The following is an 18,373-nucleotide window of genomic DNA, read 5'->3' as shown; positions in this document are numbered from 1 at the left end:
TGATAGACGTATCTGACCTGCAGCGAGGAATGGGATGAGCGAGATGGACGGGTCAGCGGGCCCGAACAAGCTGCAACGTCTCATTGGTAAGCTGAAAGGCGACCAAGGTCTCGGCGGTCGCAGCCGCCGCGCAGCATTTTGGACCTTCTTCGGCTTTGGCACCCACAATGCTCTGCGCCTGATTTCCAATCTGATCCTGACGCGGCTTCTTTCGCCGGAAATTTTTGGTCTGATGGCGCTGGCCCAGGTGTTTCTGCAGGGTATTCGGATGCTCAGTGATGTGGGCACCAACGCGTCGGTCATTCGCAGCGAACGTGGTGAGGATCCTGATTTTTTAAATACGGCCTGGACGGTTCAGGTGATCCGAGGCGGTCTGGTGGCTGCGATTGCCTGTTTGATTGCGTGGCCCATCGCACAACTTTACCAACAACCAGTGTTGTTTCCGATCATCTGTGCGTTGGCGCTGACGCCAATCTTGTCGGGGTTCAACTCGGTCTCACTGGCGACGGTGAACCGCAAGCTGATGTTGCGGCAAAGTACTTTGGCCGGCGTGGTCGCGCGTTGTGTGACGGTGCTGGTCACGATCCTTGCCGCTTGGTGGCTGCAATCTGTCTGGGCCCTTGTCATAGGGGCCCTGACCGGCGCGATCTTGCAGCTGGCCATCACCCATCTGATCCTCCCCCCCTTCCAGCACCGTCTGATGCTGGAACGCTCTGCGCTGAAGGACATCATCCGATTTGGCCGCTGGATCCTGTTTGGGACCGCCTTCACGTTTCTAGCCGATAAGGGCCAACAAGCGATCTACGGCCTGATTGTCCCGGTCGAAATCTTAGGCCAGATCGCCATTGCCGTTCTGTTGGCCTCTCTGCCCGCCGCGCTGGTCACACGGCTATTGCAGCAGGTGGTCTTTCCATCCTTTTCCGAAGTGCGCCGCAACCGCCCCGAGGATCTGCCGCGGATCTTACGCCGGGTGCGGTTGGCCGTGGCCGCGGCGACCTTCCCGGTCTATTTTACTCTGTCATTTTTCGCGCAACCCCTGGTCGATCTGCTTTATGATGATCGCTATGCGACGGCCGGAGTGTTCCTTGCCCTGACGACACTGAATGGGGCGATCACCATGTTGGCCAAACCCTATCAGAGCCTGCTTCTGGCCGATGGGCGCAGCGACTTGCATGCGATGTTGATGTTCATCTCAGCCGCGCTTGGCACGCTGGGGATCATATTAGGCTATGAGATTTCGGGGATCATCGGGAGTTTCGTCGGGGTTGGCATCGCATTTTCGGTGAATTTCCTGGCCAATGTGGTGGTGGCCAAACGTCGGGGATACGAGACCGGCGTGATCGATTTCATTGCCCTAGCCCTTGTGGCGGCCTTCTATGCGTATGCTTTGTTGACACTGGATGCCCCGGAAAGCCTGTTGGTTGCGGGCTGAAAAGACGGCGCATATGCGCAGAATTATTTGTAGTTGATCATGCTCAACTCCCGGCGGAACAGCCGTTTGAGCCAATATTCCAGCACGCCGGTTGCCTCTGGCATCTTTCCGATCGTCATGAAGATGGCGCGCAGGGGCAATTCCCCCCGGGCGATGAGGCGCAAAATCTGTGCGGGCCAAGCCAACAGGATCAAAAACGCCCAAGGGCTGATCAAAAGCCCACCCAAAAGCGCAGCCGCTGGGATCGCAAGGCCCCAAACCACCGCCCGCCACATCTCGCTGACCTTGTGGCGTTCGGGCGGTGCGCCGTGGATGGCAACACCTTCGGCATAGCCATGGCCCGAGCGCCGGGTGCGTTTCCACCATTGTCCAAAGCGAGTCATGGCGGCGTCGTGCAGCGTCATTTCTTCATCCAGCCGCCAGATCCGCCACCCGGCCTGACGCAGGCGCACGCACATCTCGGCCTCTTCGCCAGCCACCACACCGGGGTCAAAGCCGCCCACGGCGGCCACTGCATCGGCTCTGGTCAGGGAATCCCCGCCACAGGCTTTGATTTCGCCCGGAGGGGTGTCCCATTCCAGATCGATCAGCTTGTTCCAGATCGTGGCATCGGGAAACCGTTCACGGCGCCGCCCGCAGACCGCCCCCACATCGGAATGGGCCTCCAGATAGGCCGCGGCGGTGGGGACCCAGCCCGGCTGAACCTCGCAATCGCCATCGACGAATTGCACATAGGTGGGTTTGGGTCCGGCCATCAGTCGGTCGAATCCTTCGCCCCGGGCCCGGGCGGGATTGAAGGGCCGTGACATATCCAATTCGTGGACAATCGCACCCGCCTGGCGGGCCACATCAAGGCTGTCATCTGTCGAGCCGGAATCGACATAGACGATGTGTTGGACGTTATCTTTCAGCGAATCCAGGCACCGGCGCAGCCGCTCCCCTTCGTTGCGCCCGATCACGACAACCCCGATACTAGCGGTCATTGATACGCTCTCCTGTCATCGTCGCGCGGCATGATGCAGGCAAAGCATTCCGCGGCTCTGCACGCAAGCAGGCAAAACACGCCCCGCCCGATCATGACAGCGCCTCACGGGCGCCCGGCAACCCCAATTCCATCAATGCGGCTTGGTCTTCGGCAAAGATCTGGTGCAATTGCTCTTTGAGATTATCGGGCAATTCCGGCCGATCTCCGAAGCTGCGCGCTTGGCGGATCCGCGTGCGCAGGGCTTTGGGAACCAGGCTACGCCGCAGGGCGGTGGCGACGGGATTGCCCACCAACAGCCCATGCAACGGTAATTTGCGGATGCGTTCGGATGACACGTTCTTTGCCCCCAGATCTGCTTGCCAGACGGCCCGCGCGCCCATGCCGATATGCGCGCCGATCCGGACCAGTTCTCCTTCCGGATCGCCCGTCAACCGCTCCAGGCTGGTCACCAGGATCGCTTCGGGACCATATGCTTCGGCAAATGGGGTGATCTGCATCGCATAGCGACCATAATCGATCAATTCGGGATGGGTTTCGAAGGCCGATACAGGATCGGCGGACATGCGCCCCTCGGTCCATTCATGGATATAGTGGGATACGGCGCGCGCCACCGGATTGCGGATCATATAGACCAGACGCGGTGCCTCCAGCACCATGCGCATCCGTTCCAACGTATGCGGATGGGTGGGCAATTTGGTGTAATGGGTGCTGGCCTCACCACGCAGCGCCCCGGCCTCGGCCCCGTCAAACAACGCTTGGTACCAATCCAGGCCCTGTGCATAAACATCGTCGTCCGAGAAAAAGTTCGGCTCTTTCGGGGTCGACATGAATACGCCCTCCTGAGCTCCCAATTGGGCCGCCAGGGTAGAGGTGCCGCATTTCATGGCGCCGAGGATGACAAAATCAGGAAGAGCCAAGGATCATTCTCCGGGGGCGCGGCGCGGCCCGAGGGGTTTGAGGATATTGGTCCAGATATCGCGCCCCTCAAAGGCGCGTGCATTGTCCGATGGCCGCCCGAAGACACGACGCAGCAATGCCAGCCCCCGCCCTGCCGACCACAGCATATTGGCCAGCCAGAGCCCAACTCGCCCATAGGCCTGATAGAAAAACCGCGTCCGCGAACTGTAGTAATAGGCGGGCAATCGGCCACGGGCCTTGGCGATGGATTTCACCGGGCCCGAGCCGCCGCGGAAATGCACCGCCACCGCCTGGGGGCAGCGCCGGATCCGCCATCCCGCCCGGCGGGCACGCAGGCAATATTCGGCATCTTCGAAATAGAGAAAGTAGCCCTCATCCATCGGGCCGATGTCACGCATCATGGCCCCGTTGACCAGGATGCAGGCGAAACTCGCCCATCCTATGGCATCTTCGTCCAGATCGGGGCCAAGGGGTACATCATAGGCCTGCAGCATCCGCGTGACGGGTCCGCTATTGGCCCCACGGATCAGCTCGCTGAGCGGGTTGGGAAAGCGGAAACAGCTGATCTGGGTCACCCCATCCTCGTGTTCCAGGCGTGGTGCGATGAAGCCGGCATCGGGGTGGCGCCGCGCCGCATCCAAGATCCGGGCCAGGAAGCCTTGCCGCACCACCGCATCGGAATTCAGGATCAGGTAATAATCGGCGTGAGCGCTGGCCATGCCCTGGTTATGCCCTCCCGAAAAGCCCGAATTGCTGGTCGAGCGCAGCAATCTTACCGGGCTACCCGAGGGCAATGTGTCGATCCAGGCGGCGATCTGATCGGCCGATCCATCTTCTGAAAGATTGTCGACCACAATGATTTCCGCATCCAGATTGCCCAGATCGTCCAGCACTGATTGAACGCAGCCTATGGTCAGATCCGCCGTGCGGTAATTGATGATCGAGATGGCAAGGACACGATTCATGAGAGAGACCTTTTGCGCTTTGGGGCCGCGCGGGGGCGCTCCCGTATGTGCCGTTTGCGCTGTCGGGTATAAGGCGCCAGCGCCGAGTCAACGGTATCCGGGTCGAGATCAAGATCCTCCGTTCCGGCCATGGCAGCGCTTGCATCCAGGTCAGTCTCTGGGCTGCGATCCCGAGCAAGGGCGTAGGCGGGTTGGGTGCGGGGCGTGGAGGCAGCCTGGGCCGCGGTGGGGTCCTCTACCCGCACCTGCCCCAATTCCAAGCGCCCCAAAAGAGCTCCTGCTATCAGCCAGGTCACTGGCGATAGGCCCGCATTGGGGATCAGATCAATCATATTGGCCGCCAACATCAGCGACAGAACCGAGGTGGCCATGGTCACCTCAAATCGGCGGCGCCGGATCGCAAAGACGATCAACGGCAGGGCCATCAAGCCGAACTGCGTCAGGTACCGCACCCACCCGCCGCTGGTGAAGGCCACCACCCATGCGCCATCCACGGTGTCAATGCCACGGCCCAGATCGTCATAGAGACGATTGCGGCCAAACGATCCCCAGCCGAATACCGGTCGATCATGCGCGTGGGCCAGGATCAATTCTTCATTTTCAAAGCGGAAATTCAGAGACAGCGCGCGGGAGGGATCGATCTGCTCAGCGACCGAGACGATGCGGTCCGTCGGAATCAGATCGGCATTGCGCAGCATTGGATAGAGCAAGACGATCCCTGCAATGACGGCGGCCACCATCAATTGCCCGCGCGCGCCCAAAATCAGCACAATCGGCACCAGGAGCGCCGCCACCAAAAGCCCGGTCAGCGAATTGGACAGCACCAGCGTGCCCATGATCCAAAGCCCCGCCAGGATCAGCAATCCGCGCCGTTTTTTATCCACCCGCGACAGGCCAAAGACCGCCACGGCGACCATGGCCATAAAGATCGCCAAAAGCAGCCCGTGCCGTAAAAACACCACCGGCCGGAACCCGCCCGAGCGGATATGCTGCTGCCAGTCGTGGGGGAAAAATCCGTAGACCCATAGGTTCAACCTTGGGGACATGCGGATCTCGAACAGGGTGGGCAAGGAATAGGCCAGGCCCATAATCACCAGACCCCAGAGCAAAGTGATATGGGTGTCGGGATGGGCAAAGAATTTCCGGCCTAAAAGCAGCGGCAAGATCATCGGCAGCGCCGCAAGCGCCATTGAGAACCCGTCATAGAGCGTTAAACCCGGGCGGAAATAATCGGTCGCGGCAAAGGTGATCCGATCGCCATTGGTCATGGCCGTTGCAAGGGTGCCCAAGATAAACACCGCCAGAAGGCCCTGCACGATAAGCGATCGCGGCAACCAGCCCGGTTGTGCAGAGGGTGTCTCGTTCTCTTGCGGTCCCGAATATGGGTTGGTTTGTTGTCCTGGCCGCAAAAGCAGAGCCAGAATGACAGCGATGATACTCGGAATGGAGGCCTTATCGAAGGTTGGAATGAGCGGCAAGTTGATCCCGCCTTGCTCGGGCAACAGAAGATATCCCCCGACCAAGATCGCCAGAAGCGCATGGGGCCAATAGAGACGCATCGCCAGGACCGCGGCCACGACTGGCCAGCCAAACAGAGCGGCATTGATCATCGCATGGCCTCCGATCCGGCCCGCATCTGTTTCATGCCGGATCCTTTTTGGCCTGCCGAGCCCACCGCTCCGATAACGCGCGCATCAAAAGCCGTGGCAGGATCGCAAGACAAGCCGTATACCGCGCCGCCAACCGCTTTGGATTGGTTGTCAGCCGCCACACCCATTCCATCGCGAGCGCGCGCATTATCCGCGGCGCCCTCACTTGGGTGCCAGCAATAAAGTCCAAGCCCGCGCCAATCGATACAAAGCCCATATTTGGCAGACGGGCAGCGGCATGGGCGGCAAAAATCTCTTGTTTCGGCGCGCCCAGGGCCAGAAAGCAGACGCGTGCCCCGCTGGCGGCAACCTCATCGATCACAGCATCTGCATCTGCGCTGTCGGGGATGAACCCCATCGGAGGGGCGACCTGCGCCAATACCCGCAGGCCGGGATATTGTGCCTCAAGTCTCTGGGCGGAGGTTTTGAGTACCTGCGCGGTGGCGCCGACCATCGCAACGGGTGTGTTGGTCTTGGCGCAGAGAGCCGCAAGGGGGGCGATCAGATCCGACCCGGTGATCAGTCGCGCGTCACCACCCGACAGGCGCGTCAGCCAGACGACCGGACGGCCATCGGCAGTCACATGGCTATGGCTGCTATAGGCTCGGCGAAAGGCCGGATCGCGCCGCAGCTTGACGACATGATCAAGGTTTAACGTGGCGATGGAAAAGCCCTGTCCCCTCTCTAGCCGTGCACCCAGATCCTGCAACAGATCCTCGCGCGTGGGGACGGTGACCTGCACCGGCGGCAGCCCATGGGATCTATGGGGATCGTCTGTCTCTGGGCTCCAGATCATCATGCCTCTTGGGGCTCCTTCCGGCCGCGTCACGGCAGGGAACAAGCTCTTTCCTCAACGCTATTTTGACATATCGCCGGTCTATTAAGAGTTTATTAGGGAAAAAGCGATAAATGTTTTTTCTGTGAACAGGCATGCTGCTGCAGACCGCGCAGTTTCCCATCACAGCGCAATCCGAGAAAATTCATATCGGCACTCTGTTCTAGGTGATGGATCCTAAACAGGCGGTTATTGACTGAAACGGGGTCGGATTGTCCTTGGGTCAGCCAGAGCAGTGGTGGCCGATCGCACCTGCGAAAGGTTGATGACGATGGATCCCTTTGAGACACATACCCAAAGCCTTCAAAGCCCGGCCACGCGCCTTGAACAAGTGGTGCCCAGTGACACATCCACATTGGGTTTCGTGACCCGGGCCATTACGGTCGAAGCGCCGGGTCATCTACAGGTTGTTATGGCCAGTGGCGATACCGGCCGTATCTTCGTAGCCGCCGGGATTCCCTTCCCGTTGCGGGTGACCCAAATCCTGGCAACCGGCACCACGGCGACCGGGATTGTGGGATTGGCCTGATGAGCGGGATCTCCATCTCTTGCGGTTTGGCCGGGGGCGTCGTCGGGGCTCCCATCTTCGTGCCCCCGCCCCCGCCAAGTTTCGAGCTCTTTTCGACGCTCTCCGGCGGGATTAGCGGAGATGTCGCAATCGATGGGGGCAACGTCACCGTCACGGTCACCGCACCGGCCATCTTCGCGGGAGTCTATACCACATCGCGGCCACTACTAAGCCAGGGGCCCGTGGCGCTGTTAGAACCCCGCCTTGTCGATGATGGCACTCCGGCGGCGGGCGAAACCCTAACGGCGGAGCCAGGTCTTTGGCTGTATGATTTGACCTTTGATGTGCCGAATGTGCAAACCGCTTGGCAGGCCGACGCTGCGGGGGATGGCAATTTCGCCGATATCGCCGGGGCCGGGGATCAAACCTATAATCTGACCAATGCCGAAGCGGGTGATCAGGTACGGCTGGTGGAAATCGCCACGCAGACTGGCAGGCCAAGCCGCACTGCCCCCAGTGCGCCTGTTACAGTGGCTGAAATCGCCCCACCGGCGGGGCCGCCAACCCTTGTGCAGGCCCCCCTCGTCTCTGGCGATCCGATCGAGGCGACGGCCCTGGTGGCCGACACGTCCGATACGTGGCGCTACGATGATGCGCCGGCAACGGTGACGGAGCGTGCATACCGGCTGCGGGTCGGGGGCAGCATCGTGGGCGGGCCGCAATCGGCACCATCCCTGACGATCCCTAACACAACTGGCAGCCAACCCTTTGCCTATGAAATGCGGGTGACTGTCGCCGAAGGGAGCGGCGCGCAATCGGATTGGACCGAGATCCGCAGCGGTATTGTCCAAGACGCCCTGGAATTGAGCCCCACCGGCGACGGGGAAGTGGTGTTCAACTTTGCCACGGGTCTGGTCGAAGTGACCATCGTAGCCCCAACCCTGTATGCGGGCACCTATATGTTTAATGCCGATGACCTGGCCACTGGGCCGGTCAATCTGGTGCCGCCGATCATTGTCGATGATGGCAGCCCGACCGAAGGTGAAACAGTGACCATGACGCGTGGCCTGTGGATCTACGATGCTGAACTGCCGATTGACGCGGTCGAGACCCGCTGGCAGCGGGACGGGGCCGATATCGCAAATGCCACCGGCAACAGCTACACGTTGACATCGGCCGATCTGGGCACCGACCTGAATGTGGTCGAAACCGTGGGCCAGCCCACAACTGGTGCCCGCAGCGTGGCATCGCCGGGTGTTTCGGTGCCCGGGGGCTTTGAGCCGCCTGTCTTCGAAGACGATTTCACGGCCTATGCCACCAATGACAGCATCGCGGCCGTCTCGGATGATTGGCAATATGAGGAACAGCAAGGCGGGTCCTACTTCACTGCCGAGGGGGCCGGTCAGGCGCGGCTCGGCAATCTTGGAACTGGCGCACAAGGCGTTGTCTATGCGGGTGCGATCTCGGATGATCAATATGCCCAAGCGACCTTTGCCGGGATATTTGGCACACCCGTGCAAGCCAATTTCGGTGTGTCGGTGCGCCAAGTCTCAACGGATCGCATTCAATTCATCTACATCGAACGCGACAATGAGCTTTTGCTCGTCGAAACGGGACAATCCGGCCAGCGTGTGCCCCACACATTGGTCCCCGGCGATGTCTTGCGTCTGGACGTGGTGGGCACAACGGCTACGGCATATTTGAACGGATCGCCCGTCATGACGGCGACGATCCAGACAATTACCACTGGCAAGCCAGGTATTCGCGGGTATTTTCAAAATACCGGTGGCGCTCAATTCAGCAACTTTGCCTGCGGAGAACTGTAATCATGCGAAATGTTCGTTTCTTTGGCTTTGAAGGCGGATCTGAAGTCACCGTTGGCGTCTCAAGCGGACCGATTAGCCGCGGACCCCTGACCATTTCGGCTTGGCAACAGGCCGTGGCGGTCGACGGGCCCGATATCGGGCAAATGACGATCGGCGTGACGCGGGCCCCGAATGCGGCTGCCCCGGAATTGGTCTGGTTCGAAGCCCAAGTCAGCAGTTCCACAGGTTTGCCCAGCCGGGTAAGTGGCGATGTGGGCACGGCCACCTATGGCATCTATGATCAACAATTCCACGAATTGGAATTTGTCTGGAGCCTAGGCGATAGCGGCACCTGGGACACTCCGTTGCGAGTGCCCGATTACCTGATGTCAAAGAATTTCGCCCATGGGCCGACCGTGGCCCATGCCTATGACACGCCTGGCGACAAGACGATAACCTGTACCGCCTACCGCACCACGTTCGACAGCACCACCGAGACCCAAGACATCGAGATCGTGGCGCGGAAAACCATTACGCTGGCCAACGGCAATCCCGCTCCGCTTGGGCCGATCCGGTCATTCGACGAGGCTTTCCCCCCCCGCCAACGCGTCTATTTTGATCCGACTGGCGATTATTCGGATCTGGGGCCTGAAATCGCCGCCGGCGCCCGGACGGGGAATGATCTGCCCGCCAATACGCTCTATCAGGCCGTGGATGCCACCAATCGGCCCGGCGGACCCTATGCTGTGTTGATCAAACGGGGCACCACCGCCAGTTTCGACGGTCAAAACGGCCTGCGCATGACCGCCACCAGCCACTATATCGGCACCTATGGCAGCGGCCCGCGACCGGTTTTGGAAAGCGATATCCTATTTGGGCACAATTCCGATATCGCCGAGGCGGATCGGGGGGGCTTTTTCACCTTTACCGGCCTGGAAACCCGCGGCGGTTGGGACGATGTCAACGAACGTGGCACAACCGGGTCTGCGCCATTTGGCCTTAACAGTGCCATGCACATGTTGATCCACGATTGCCTGGCCACCGGCATCGCCAACAATTGCGTCACCTTCACCCCGTCGCGGACGGCCACCAAGGGTCAGGTCTCGATGGCGTTTATCAATTCCGAGGTGCGTGGATTTCGTAATTACGGGATCTTCGTCTCGGCAGCCGGTAGTACAGATCAAGCGCTATTCAGCGTGCGCGGCTCGAAAATCAGCCGCACGCTCGGGGCGGCATTCGGGGGGCACAACAAAGATCGATCCCACAATGCCCATACCTGTATCCGGTGCGAACAGAGCAATTACACCAGCATTCAAGCCTCGGAATTTCTGTCCTTCAGCGATTGGGGATCGGTCACGCAACCGGCGCTGCGTCTAAACACCAATCCCGCGCCCAATCCCAGCCCCGACGCGCCCGGCGATCTGCCCGCCAAGACCTATGTCTACGGCAACTTGATCGAAGGTGGCGGCGGATCGGCCATTTCCTATGCCACAGCTGGGTCTGCGGGCTATCCGTTACCTGCCAATGGCCGGTTCATGCATAATGTGCTTTTGGGGGCCTGGACCAATCGCGGCGGGATTTTCTCGCAAAATGGCGGCACCACGATCCAGGAAAATATCTGGATCGCCCCCGATGTGCCGCATTGGAACAAGGGCAATCAACTGCCGACCCAAAGCACGCGCGGCAATGATTTTATCGGGATCGGCGCCGGTGTGATCCGGCCCAACGAGAACGATGAAAATTATACCGAACCGGTGCGGATCATCGGCAACGTCTTGATCGATCTCAAGACGACCTCGAACGAGGCCGAATATATCGGGATCAGTTTGGGAGAGGAATTTGCGGGGTTTGCCGAGAACCGCGACAACTACATCTATGCGCCAAATCGAGCCTCCCCTGAGCCTGGCATCGGCCCAATGGACAAAGTGGGGGATTTCGTTCCTCTGATCCGAAATCCGCGTTGGGATACGCTCGGGACACGTGATCCATTGGCCGAGCGCAACCACGTGGAATATACTGGGTTTGCTGCAAGCCTCGGGGATCTGCCGATCTTGCGGCCTGCTGAGCGCACCGCCCCGACGGGCCCGTTGTCGCGAACGGATGTGTTTGGCCGCGAGCGACCCGCCCAACCCACGACCGGGGCGATCGAACCCAGCTGATCACAGCCACGTCCAAGGGCCCGGAAAGCTGTGCGATCAGCCTGTTTTTCGGGCCTTCATATACTGCGTCAGGCAGTGGATCAGGCTTTGATGGGCATCTTCCACGATGCCGTAATTCTCGACATCGACATGCACCACTGTCTGGGCGATCTCTTTCAGCTTGCCGCCTTTGAAACCCACAAAGGCAATCGTCGGCACACCCTTTTCGTTGGCATAGGCGCAGGCATTGACCACATTGGGTGAATTCCCCGACGAGCTGACGACCAGCAGGGCGTCCTTGTCAGTTAAGTAATACTTAAGTTGCTCAGAGAAAACCGCGTCATACGAGATGTCATTGCCCAGGGCGGTTAACATTGCCACGTTTGACGCCAGCGAGATGGTCCGAAATGGCGGATGGCCATCGACATGGGTGCCTTTGGAACAATCGCAGACCGTGTGATCGGCAATGGCCGCCGATCCACCATTGCCCGCTACAAACACCGTGCCGCCAGCTTCGGTGACGCGGTCGAACACCGCCAACACATCGCGCATCGGGCCTTTGTCGAAGGCCAAAAGTGCCTCGGCGAAGCGCCGGTAGTAATCCGCTACAAAGTGATCGAGATCATCAGACGCCATGGCGCACCTTTTTTGTAATGGCCCCCGGTTATGGTCCGATGTGCCTTGGGCCTAGGCGTTTGTCAACGAAACGCTGGGGTGGAAAACCCCCACTTCCCTGGCCCGGCAATATGGGGATGCTGCCGGTTTAACTGCGTTTTAGCCGGTGCCTTGCCTCTGTGGCGGCGCCTCGGTTATTGCCAGCCTATAATCGGCCTAGTAAAGGTCGCGCGATACGAGATTGGCTACCGCTGGCTATGATCCATTACATGACACCAAAAGGCGTGGGCGACGCCTGGGTCGGAAATGAGCTGAGGATCGTGCGCAAGGCAGGCATCCCTGTGATGCTGCATGCGCTCAACCGCCCGGGCCAGACCTATTTCTCCTCCGATGATATCGCGGCCCTGGAACAGGACAGCCGCTATATCTACCCCGTCAGCAAGGCCGCCGTACTGGCCGCGTTCATCGCCGCCCCTGGCCGGTTTGGCGCGCCGTTTTTCGCGGCTTTGGGCGAGGCCCTGGTGGGCCCGCGGGAAAACCTGCGCAATCGCGCCGTGGCCCTGTGGCATCTGGGCGTTGCCTGCCATTGGGCGGCGGGCCTGCGCGATCAGGATGTGCGGCATATCCATTCGCAATGGATCCACGCGGCGGGCAGTGTGGCGATGTATGGCGCCTGGCTGCTGAACCGGTCGTTCAGCTTTACCGGCCATGCCGCCGATCTGTTCCGCGAACGGGTCGCCCTGCGCAGCAAGATCGCCCGGGCCGAGTTCATCATCTGCATCTCGGAATTTCACCGCCAGTTCTATCTGGATAACGGCGCCCGGCCCGATCAATTGCACATCGCCTATTGCGGCATCGATACCACGCATTTCAGCCCGGTCCTGCGCAGCCATGCCGAAGGGGAACCGGTGCATATCCTGTCCTCCGGGCGTCTGGTGGCCAAAAAGGGCTTTCCGGTGCTGATCGAAGCCTGCGGGATCCTGCGCGAACGCGGGCTGAATTTCCGCTGCACCATCGCAGGGTCCGGCCCCGATGAAGCCGCCCTGCGTGCACAGATCAGGGCCGCTGATCTGGAGGGCCACATCACTCTGACCGGCGAGGCCCTGAAACAGGAGGATATCCCGACCTTTATGCGCAGCGGCGATATCTACACTCTGCCCTGTATCTGGGCCGAGGATAATGATGTCGATGGACTCCCGCAGATGTTGATGGAGGCGATGGCCTGCGGCCTGCCCGCCGTGTCGACCCGGCTGGTGGGCATCCCCGACCTGATCCGCGATGGGGAAACCGGCCTTTTGGTGCCCCCCGAGGACGCCGAAGCCTTGGCCGAGGCGCTGCACCGGATGGCCGGGGATGAGGCCCTGGCAAAAACCTTGGCCGAGGCCGGGCGTCGCCATCTTATCGACAGGTTCGACCTGGACACCTGCCTGGACGCCCTGATTGATCAATATCGCAAGAGATTGGACGCAACGTGATTATCACCCAAACGCCTTACCGCGTCAGCTTTGCCGGCGGCGGCACCGACCTTCCGGCTTTCTACGAACATGAATACGGCGCGGTGCTGTCGGTGGGGCTGATGCGGCACATGTATGTCACCGTCTCTCCCCGTTTCGACAAGACCACGCGGGTCGCCTACACGAAGGTCGAGATCGCCGATGGCATCGACAATATCGAGCACACCATCGTGCGCGAGGCGCTGCGGATGACCGGCCTGGGCGAACATCTGGAAATCACCACCGTGGGTGATGTGCCCTCGGGCACGGGGCTGGGATCGTCGTCAAGCCTCGCCGTGGGGGTGCTGAACGCACTCTATGCCTACAAGGGCAATGTCACGAGCCCCGGTCTTCTGGGGGAGAAATCCTGCGAGATCGAGATCGACATCTTAGGCAAACCCATTGGTCGCCAGGACCAATATGCCGCCGCGTTTGGGGGCGTGAACTACATGCGCTTCAATCCCGATCACTCTGTGGATGTGGAGCCCGTCCCGGTGGATGCGGGCTTCGTCAAGGCGCTGGAGGAGCATATTCTGCTGCTCTATACCGACCAGCAGCGCGATGCCGACGCGATCCTGCAAAAGCAATCCGACGGCTCGGCGGATAAGATGACCGTGCTGCGGCAGATGCGTGATCTGGCCAGTGAGATGCGCATCACCATGGGCAAGGGCGATCTGCATGAATTCGGCACGCTCCTGCATCAGGGTTGGGAGCTAAAGCGCAGTTTGGGCTTTGGCATCACCAATCAGGGCGTGGATGAATGGTATCAGGCCGCCCGCGCCAACGGGGCTATCGGCGGCAAGCTTCTGGGCGCAGGCGGCGGGGGCTTTTTGATGGTCATGGCGCCGCCACACAAACATGCCGCCATCCGCGCCGCCGTCGGCCACCCCAAAGAGCTGGAATTTCGCGTGGATCGGCGCGGCAGCCGCGTGATCTTCATCTCAGACCGCTATGCGTTCTGATGGCGGAAGGAACAGCTTTCGCAATTGCGCTTCCTGTTTGGCGGTATAAATATACGGTATAGATTTGGAGCATCCCATGGGCCCCAGGATCAAACGTAAAACGTCTCTGTCGCTCGATGCCGGGGCGCTGGACGATGCCAAGGCGCTTGGCATCAACATCTCGTCGGTGGCCGATGCGGCGCTGTCCCGGGCCGTGGCAGAGGCCAGACATGCGCAATGGCTTGAAGACAACGCCGATGCGTTCAGGGCACAATCGGATTGGCACACCCAAAACGGCCACCCGCTCGCGGATATCATGACATCCCCCGGGGGGGCCACGTGGACACGCTGACCCGCTTTGACGTGGCGGAATATAACGGGGTGTCCATGGTCATCGTGGAAAGTGACCTTCTGCCACCCGATCCTGCGGTGGTAGTGATCCCGCTGCTGCGGGATTATCCCGCCGTGCAGCATCTGAATCCGGAACTGACCTATGACGGCCAGCCGCTGATCCTGGCAACCCGCCTCATTGCAGCGGTGCAGCGCGCCCGCCTGCGTAGAACCGGCACGCTGAAAGATCAGGGCGATCTGATCACGCGGGCGGTCGATATTTTGATGGCGGGCGTCTAAAGGCAGGACAGGCCGGTGCAGCGGAAAGGGGCATCCATATGAAAATCCTGATCACTGGCGGCGCGGGCTTTATCGGGTCCCATACGGCCGATGCGCTTTTGGCGCGCGGCTATGCGGTGCGGGTGCTCGACAGTTTGGAACCGCCGGTCCACCGCAATGGCGAATGGCCCGCCTATCTGTCGCCCGAGATCGAGAAAATCCGGGGCGATGTGCGGGACGAAACGGTGCTATTGCAGGCACTCAGGGGCGTGGACGCGGTTTATCACCTTGCGGCCTTTCAGGACTATCTGCCTGAATTTTCAAAATTTTTCTCAGTAAATGTGGCCTCGACCGCGCTGATCTACGAATTGATCCTGCGGGAAAACCTGCCCATTCGGAAGGTGATCGTGGCCTCCAGCCAGGCCGCCCTTGGTGAAGGTCTCTACCACGATGCCAATGGGCAGGCGGTGTTGCCGGGGCTGCGCCCCGATGACCAACTGCGCCAGGGCCTGTGGGAGATCCAGGCCGGCCCAGGCCAGACTGGACCACTGCGCTATCAGCCTTCGGGCGAAAATATCGCCAATCCGCAAAATTGCTACGGCACCTCGAAAATTGCCCAAGAGAATGCCGCGCTGAATCTGGGCCGGATGTATGACATCCCCAGCGTCGCGATGCGCTATTCCATCGTCCAGGGGCCGCGGCAAAGTCTCTATAATGCCTATTCGGGTGCTTGCCGGATCTTTTCGCTCAGCTTCCATCTAGGGCGCGATCCGGTGATCTACGAGGATGGCGGACAGGTGCGCGATTTCGTCAATTACCTCGATGTGGTCGATGCCAATCTGGCGGTGCTGGACGATGATCGCGCCAATTACGAGATGTTCAATGTGGGCGGCGACCGCGCCGTGACGGTCGGTGAATTTGCGCAGGTCGTGGCGGGTGTCTTCGGGCGCAACGACTATACTCCCAATGCGTCGGGCAAATACCGCTACGGCGACACGCGGCATATCCTGTCGGATGTCTCCAAGCTGAAGGCCCTGGGATGGAAGCCGACCCGCAGCACCGAAGACAGCGTGCGCGCCTACCGCGATTGGATGGAAGGCGCCGCCCCCGCTGCCGATATCCTGGAACAATCCGATAAACTGATGGCGCAATTGGGCGTCGTGCGCGAGGTCAGCCAACCATGAGCGTCAAAGCGATCCTATTGGCCGGTGGCCTGGGCACCCGGCTGCGTCCCCTGACCGAAACCACGCCGAAATGCCTGATCCCCGTGGCGGGCAAACCGATGCTGGATTATTGGATCGACGCGCTTGAGGCCGCAGGGATCACCCAGGTGATGCTGAACACCCACCACCATGCCGATCAAGTGCGGGCCTATATCGACGCGGTAAATGCCCGCGGCGGCCTGCAGTTGACCGAAGCCTGGGAACCTGAGCTTCTGGGATCCGCCGGAACGGTCACGGCCAATCGCGACTGGGCCGATGATGCCGACCAGGTGGTGGTGATCTATGCCGACAATCTGAGCGATATCGACCTGGCCGCTTTGGTGGCGCTACATCGCGGCCATGACCACCCGATGACAATGGCGCTCTTCCACACCCCCTACCCTGAAAAATGCGGGATCGCGACGTTGGATGGCGACGGGCGTGTGACCGCCTTCGTCGAAAAGCCCGACCAGCCGGAAAGTGATCTGGCCAATGCCGGGATCTATGTGTTGGATGCCGAGGCCTGGCGCGAGGTGGCTGATATGGAGGGCTTCGATTTCGGCTTTGACATCATCCCCGCCTTTGTCGGGCGGATGGTGGGCTATCCCCATCCCGGCTATCACCGCGATATCGGCACCCATGAGAGCCTCGCCCAAGCCGAGATTGACGCGAAACGGCTGTTTAGAGACGTTTCATGAGCGGTGCCGCCTTTCTGGACCGGGACGGCACGATCATCGAGCTTGTCCATCACCTGGCTGAGCCGGACAAGGTGGCCCTGATCCCCGGCGCAGGTGAAGCGATTGCACAGCTGAACCGGGCCGGCGTGCCGGTAATCATCGTGACCAACCAATCGGTGATCGGGCGCGGCAAGCTGACTGAGGCGGGTTTGGCGGAAATCCACGCAGAAATGGCGCGCCAGCTGGCTGCCCATGACGCCCGGATCGATGAGATTTATCACTGCCCCTTAGCGCCGACAGTGAAAGACCCCAGAGTGATCGAACATCCCGACCGCAAGCCCGGGCCCGGCATGCTCACGCGCGCTGCCGAGGAGCATAGGCTTGATCTGACCCGCTCGGTGATGGTCGGCGATACGATCAGCGATATGCTGGCCGGTCGGAATGCGGGCGTGGCTGCCACAATTTTGGTCGAAACCGGCTATGGGACGAAGGTCACCATGCCCGATGAGAGTATCGATTATGCAGTTCCGAGCCTGTCAGAGACCCTTCCCATCATTCTTGCCCAGACGGGCCGAAGCGGAGATATCCCATGAAGATCCTAATCACCGGCGGCGCAGGCTATGTCGGCAGCGCCTGTTTGCGCCATATGGCCGCCCAGGGCCACGAGGTGGTCGCCTATGATAATCTGACCATGGGCCATGCCGCGGCCGTCGGATCCCATAAGCTGGTGCAGGGCGACATTGCCGATACCGACACGCTGACCCAGACTTTGAAAGACTTCGGCGCCGATGCCGTCATGCATTTCGCCGCGGCCACTTATGTGGGCGAGTCGGTCGAAAACCCCGATTTCCATTACGGCAACAACATCGCCGGGACCCGCAGCCTGCTGAATGCGATGCGCGCGGCAGATGTCGACCGGATGCTGTTTTCCTCGACCTGTGCCACCTATGGCATGACCGACAGCCCCACCATGTCCGAGACCACGCCGCAGGAACCGTTTTCGCCCTATGCCCGCACCAAGCTGGCCGTGGAATGGATGATCCGCGATTTCGCCCATGCCTATGGGCTGGGCTTTACGCTGTTGCGCTATTTCAATGCTGCAGGCGCCGATGAAGGGGGCGCCCATGGTGAAGACCATAAGCCTGAAAATCATCTAATCCCGCTGGTGCTGCAAACCGCCCTGGGCCAGCGCGACAAGATCATGGTCTTTGGCGAGGATTACCCCACGCCCGATGGCACCTGTATCCGCGATTACATTCATACTGCCGATCTGGCCCAAGCCCACCGTCTAGCCATCGAGGCGACCACCCCCGACACGGCAGAGGTCTTCAATATCGGCACCGGCATCGGGCAATCGGTGAAGGAGATCATCAGCGCCTGTGAAAAGGTTGTGGGCTATGCCATCCCGCAGGAGCTGACCGAACGCCGCCCCGGCGACCCGCCGCGCCTGGTGGCCGATCCCACCAAGCTGAAGACCCAGCTGGGATGGGAGCCCGCCTATACCGACATCGAAAAGACCATCGCGACCGCCTGGGATTGGCACCAACGTCATCCCCAAGGTTACGGCGACGCCTGACCCTTCAAGACCTCGGGTTGCGCCT

General features: G+C 60.5%; 18 protein-coding genes. 12 read left to right on the top strand and 6 right to left on the bottom strand.

What is annotated here, in order from left to right; translation table 11 throughout:
* Positions 1 to 34 precede the first annotated feature (34 nt).
* Positions 35 to 1,432 (top strand): oligosaccharide flippase family protein, encoded by a 1,398-nt coding sequence (locus V8J82_RS23450; RefSeq protein ID WP_339979512.1) that lies wholly within the window; start codon positions 35 to 37, stop codon positions 1,430 to 1,432.
* A 23-nt stretch (positions 1,433 to 1,455) separates the two neighbouring features.
* Here V8J82_RS23450 and V8J82_RS23445 read toward each other — a convergent pair whose 3' ends face one another.
* The 5 genes from V8J82_RS23445 to V8J82_RS23425 all read right to left on the bottom strand — a co-directional run bounded on the left by V8J82_RS23445 (position 1,456) and on the right by V8J82_RS23425 (position 6,745).
* On the bottom strand, positions 1,456 to 2,415 hold the full coding sequence (locus V8J82_RS23445) for a glycosyltransferase family 2 protein (RefSeq protein ID WP_339979510.1): 960 nt from the start codon (positions 2,413 to 2,415) through the stop codon (positions 1,456 to 1,458).
* A gap of 91 nt (positions 2,416 to 2,506) precedes the next feature.
* Positions 2,507 to 3,334, bottom strand: a complete 828-nt coding sequence (locus V8J82_RS23440; protein WP_339979508.1) for a sulfotransferase family protein — start codon at positions 3,332 to 3,334, stop codon at positions 2,507 to 2,509.
* Between the two features lie 3 nt (positions 3,335 to 3,337).
* Positions 3,338 to 4,300, bottom strand: a complete 963-nt coding sequence (locus V8J82_RS23435; RefSeq protein ID WP_339979505.1) for a glycosyltransferase family 2 protein — start codon at positions 4,298 to 4,300, stop codon at positions 3,338 to 3,340.
* Positions 4,297 to 5,910: an O-antigen ligase family protein gene (locus tag V8J82_RS23430; RefSeq protein WP_339979503.1), complete on the bottom strand. Its 1,614-nt coding sequence runs from the start codon at positions 5,908 to 5,910 to the stop codon at positions 4,297 to 4,299. Before V8J82_RS23430 ends, V8J82_RS23435 begins: the two co-directional genes overlap by 4 nt.
* 31 nt (positions 5,911 to 5,941) lie before the next feature.
* Positions 5,942 to 6,745, bottom strand: a complete 804-nt coding sequence (locus tag V8J82_RS23425; protein ID WP_339979500.1) for a WecB/TagA/CpsF family glycosyltransferase — start codon at positions 6,743 to 6,745, stop codon at positions 5,942 to 5,944.
* Between the two features lie 310 nt (positions 6,746 to 7,055).
* Between V8J82_RS23425 and V8J82_RS23420 the strand changes: the two genes are divergently transcribed.
* From V8J82_RS23420 to V8J82_RS23410, 3 genes are read left to right on the top strand one after another with little or no spacing between them, the layout of a single operon-like run.
* Complete coding sequence (locus V8J82_RS23420; protein WP_339979497.1) at positions 7,056 to 7,313, top strand: spike base protein, RCAP_Rcc01079 family; 258 nt, start codon at positions 7,056 to 7,058, stop codon at positions 7,311 to 7,313.
* Positions 7,313 to 9,118, top strand: a complete 1,806-nt coding sequence (locus V8J82_RS23415) for a hypothetical protein (RefSeq protein WP_339979494.1) — start codon at positions 7,313 to 7,315, stop codon at positions 9,116 to 9,118. Before V8J82_RS23420 ends, V8J82_RS23415 begins: the two co-directional genes overlap by 1 nt.
* Positions 9,119 to 9,120: 2 nt before the next feature.
* The gene (locus V8J82_RS23410) at positions 9,121 to 11,256 is read left to right on the top strand and encodes a hypothetical protein (RefSeq protein WP_339979492.1); all 2,136 of its coding nucleotides are present in this window, start codon (positions 9,121 to 9,123) and stop codon (positions 11,254 to 11,256) included.
* A 36-nt stretch (positions 11,257 to 11,292) separates the two neighbouring features.
* Here V8J82_RS23410 and V8J82_RS23405 read toward each other — a convergent pair whose 3' ends face one another.
* Positions 11,293 to 11,871 carry an SIS domain-containing protein gene (locus V8J82_RS23405; RefSeq protein ID WP_339979490.1) on the bottom strand — a complete coding sequence of 193 codons (579 nt, stop codon included), beginning with the start codon at positions 11,869 to 11,871 and terminating at the stop codon, positions 11,293 to 11,295.
* 236 nt (positions 11,872 to 12,107) lie between these two features.
* Here V8J82_RS23405 and V8J82_RS23400 point away from each other — a divergent pair, with 236 nt between their 5' ends.
* From V8J82_RS23400 to galE, 8 genes are all read left to right on the top strand, one after another.
* Positions 12,108 to 13,325 (top strand): glycosyltransferase family 4 protein, encoded by a 1,218-nt coding sequence (locus V8J82_RS23400; RefSeq protein ID WP_339979488.1) that lies wholly within the window; start codon positions 12,108 to 12,110, stop codon positions 13,323 to 13,325.
* On the top strand, positions 13,322 to 14,305 hold the full coding sequence (locus V8J82_RS23395; RefSeq protein WP_339979486.1) for a GHMP family kinase ATP-binding protein: 984 nt from the start codon (positions 13,322 to 13,324) through the stop codon (positions 14,303 to 14,305). The genes V8J82_RS23400 and V8J82_RS23395 overlap by 4 nt, the downstream gene beginning before the upstream one ends.
* A gap of 76 nt (positions 14,306 to 14,381) precedes the next feature.
* On the top strand, positions 14,382 to 14,636 hold the full coding sequence (locus V8J82_RS23390) for a type II toxin-antitoxin system CcdA family antitoxin (protein WP_339979484.1): 255 nt from the start codon (positions 14,382 to 14,384) through the stop codon (positions 14,634 to 14,636).
* Positions 14,624 to 14,914, top strand: a complete 291-nt coding sequence (locus V8J82_RS23385) for a CcdB family protein (RefSeq protein ID WP_339979482.1) — start codon at positions 14,624 to 14,626, stop codon at positions 14,912 to 14,914. Before V8J82_RS23390 ends, V8J82_RS23385 begins: the two co-directional genes overlap by 13 nt.
* Positions 14,915 to 14,952: 38 nt before the next feature.
* Positions 14,953 to 16,077, top strand: coding sequence for an NAD-dependent epimerase/dehydratase family protein (locus V8J82_RS23380; RefSeq protein WP_339979480.1), 1,125 nt, complete (start codon positions 14,953 to 14,955; stop codon positions 16,075 to 16,077).
* Positions 16,074 to 16,793, top strand: a complete 720-nt coding sequence (locus V8J82_RS23375; RefSeq protein WP_339979478.1) for a nucleotidyltransferase family protein — start codon at positions 16,074 to 16,076, stop codon at positions 16,791 to 16,793. The genes V8J82_RS23380 and V8J82_RS23375 overlap by 4 nt, the downstream gene beginning before the upstream one ends.
* Entirely contained in the window at positions 16,790 to 17,365 is a 576-nt protein-coding gene (locus V8J82_RS23370) for a D-glycero-alpha-D-manno-heptose-1,7-bisphosphate 7-phosphatase (protein WP_339979475.1), read from the top strand. Before V8J82_RS23375 ends, V8J82_RS23370 begins: the two co-directional genes overlap by 4 nt.
* A complete protein-coding gene (gene galE, locus V8J82_RS23365; protein WP_339979473.1) occupies positions 17,362 to 18,348 on the top strand; it encodes a UDP-glucose 4-epimerase GalE in 987 nt (328 codons plus the stop codon). Before V8J82_RS23370 ends, galE begins: the two co-directional genes overlap by 4 nt.
* The last annotated feature ends 25 nt before the right edge of the window (positions 18,349 to 18,373 follow it).

The sequence above is a fragment of the Gymnodinialimonas mytili genome (assembly GCF_037544085.1).
In the GTDB taxonomy this organism is placed as follows: domain Bacteria; phylum Pseudomonadota; class Alphaproteobacteria; order Rhodobacterales; family Rhodobacteraceae; genus Gymnodinialimonas; species Gymnodinialimonas mytili.
The sequence above is the reverse complement of the archived record's forward strand: the minus strand, read 5'-3'. Positions and strand labels throughout refer to the sequence as shown.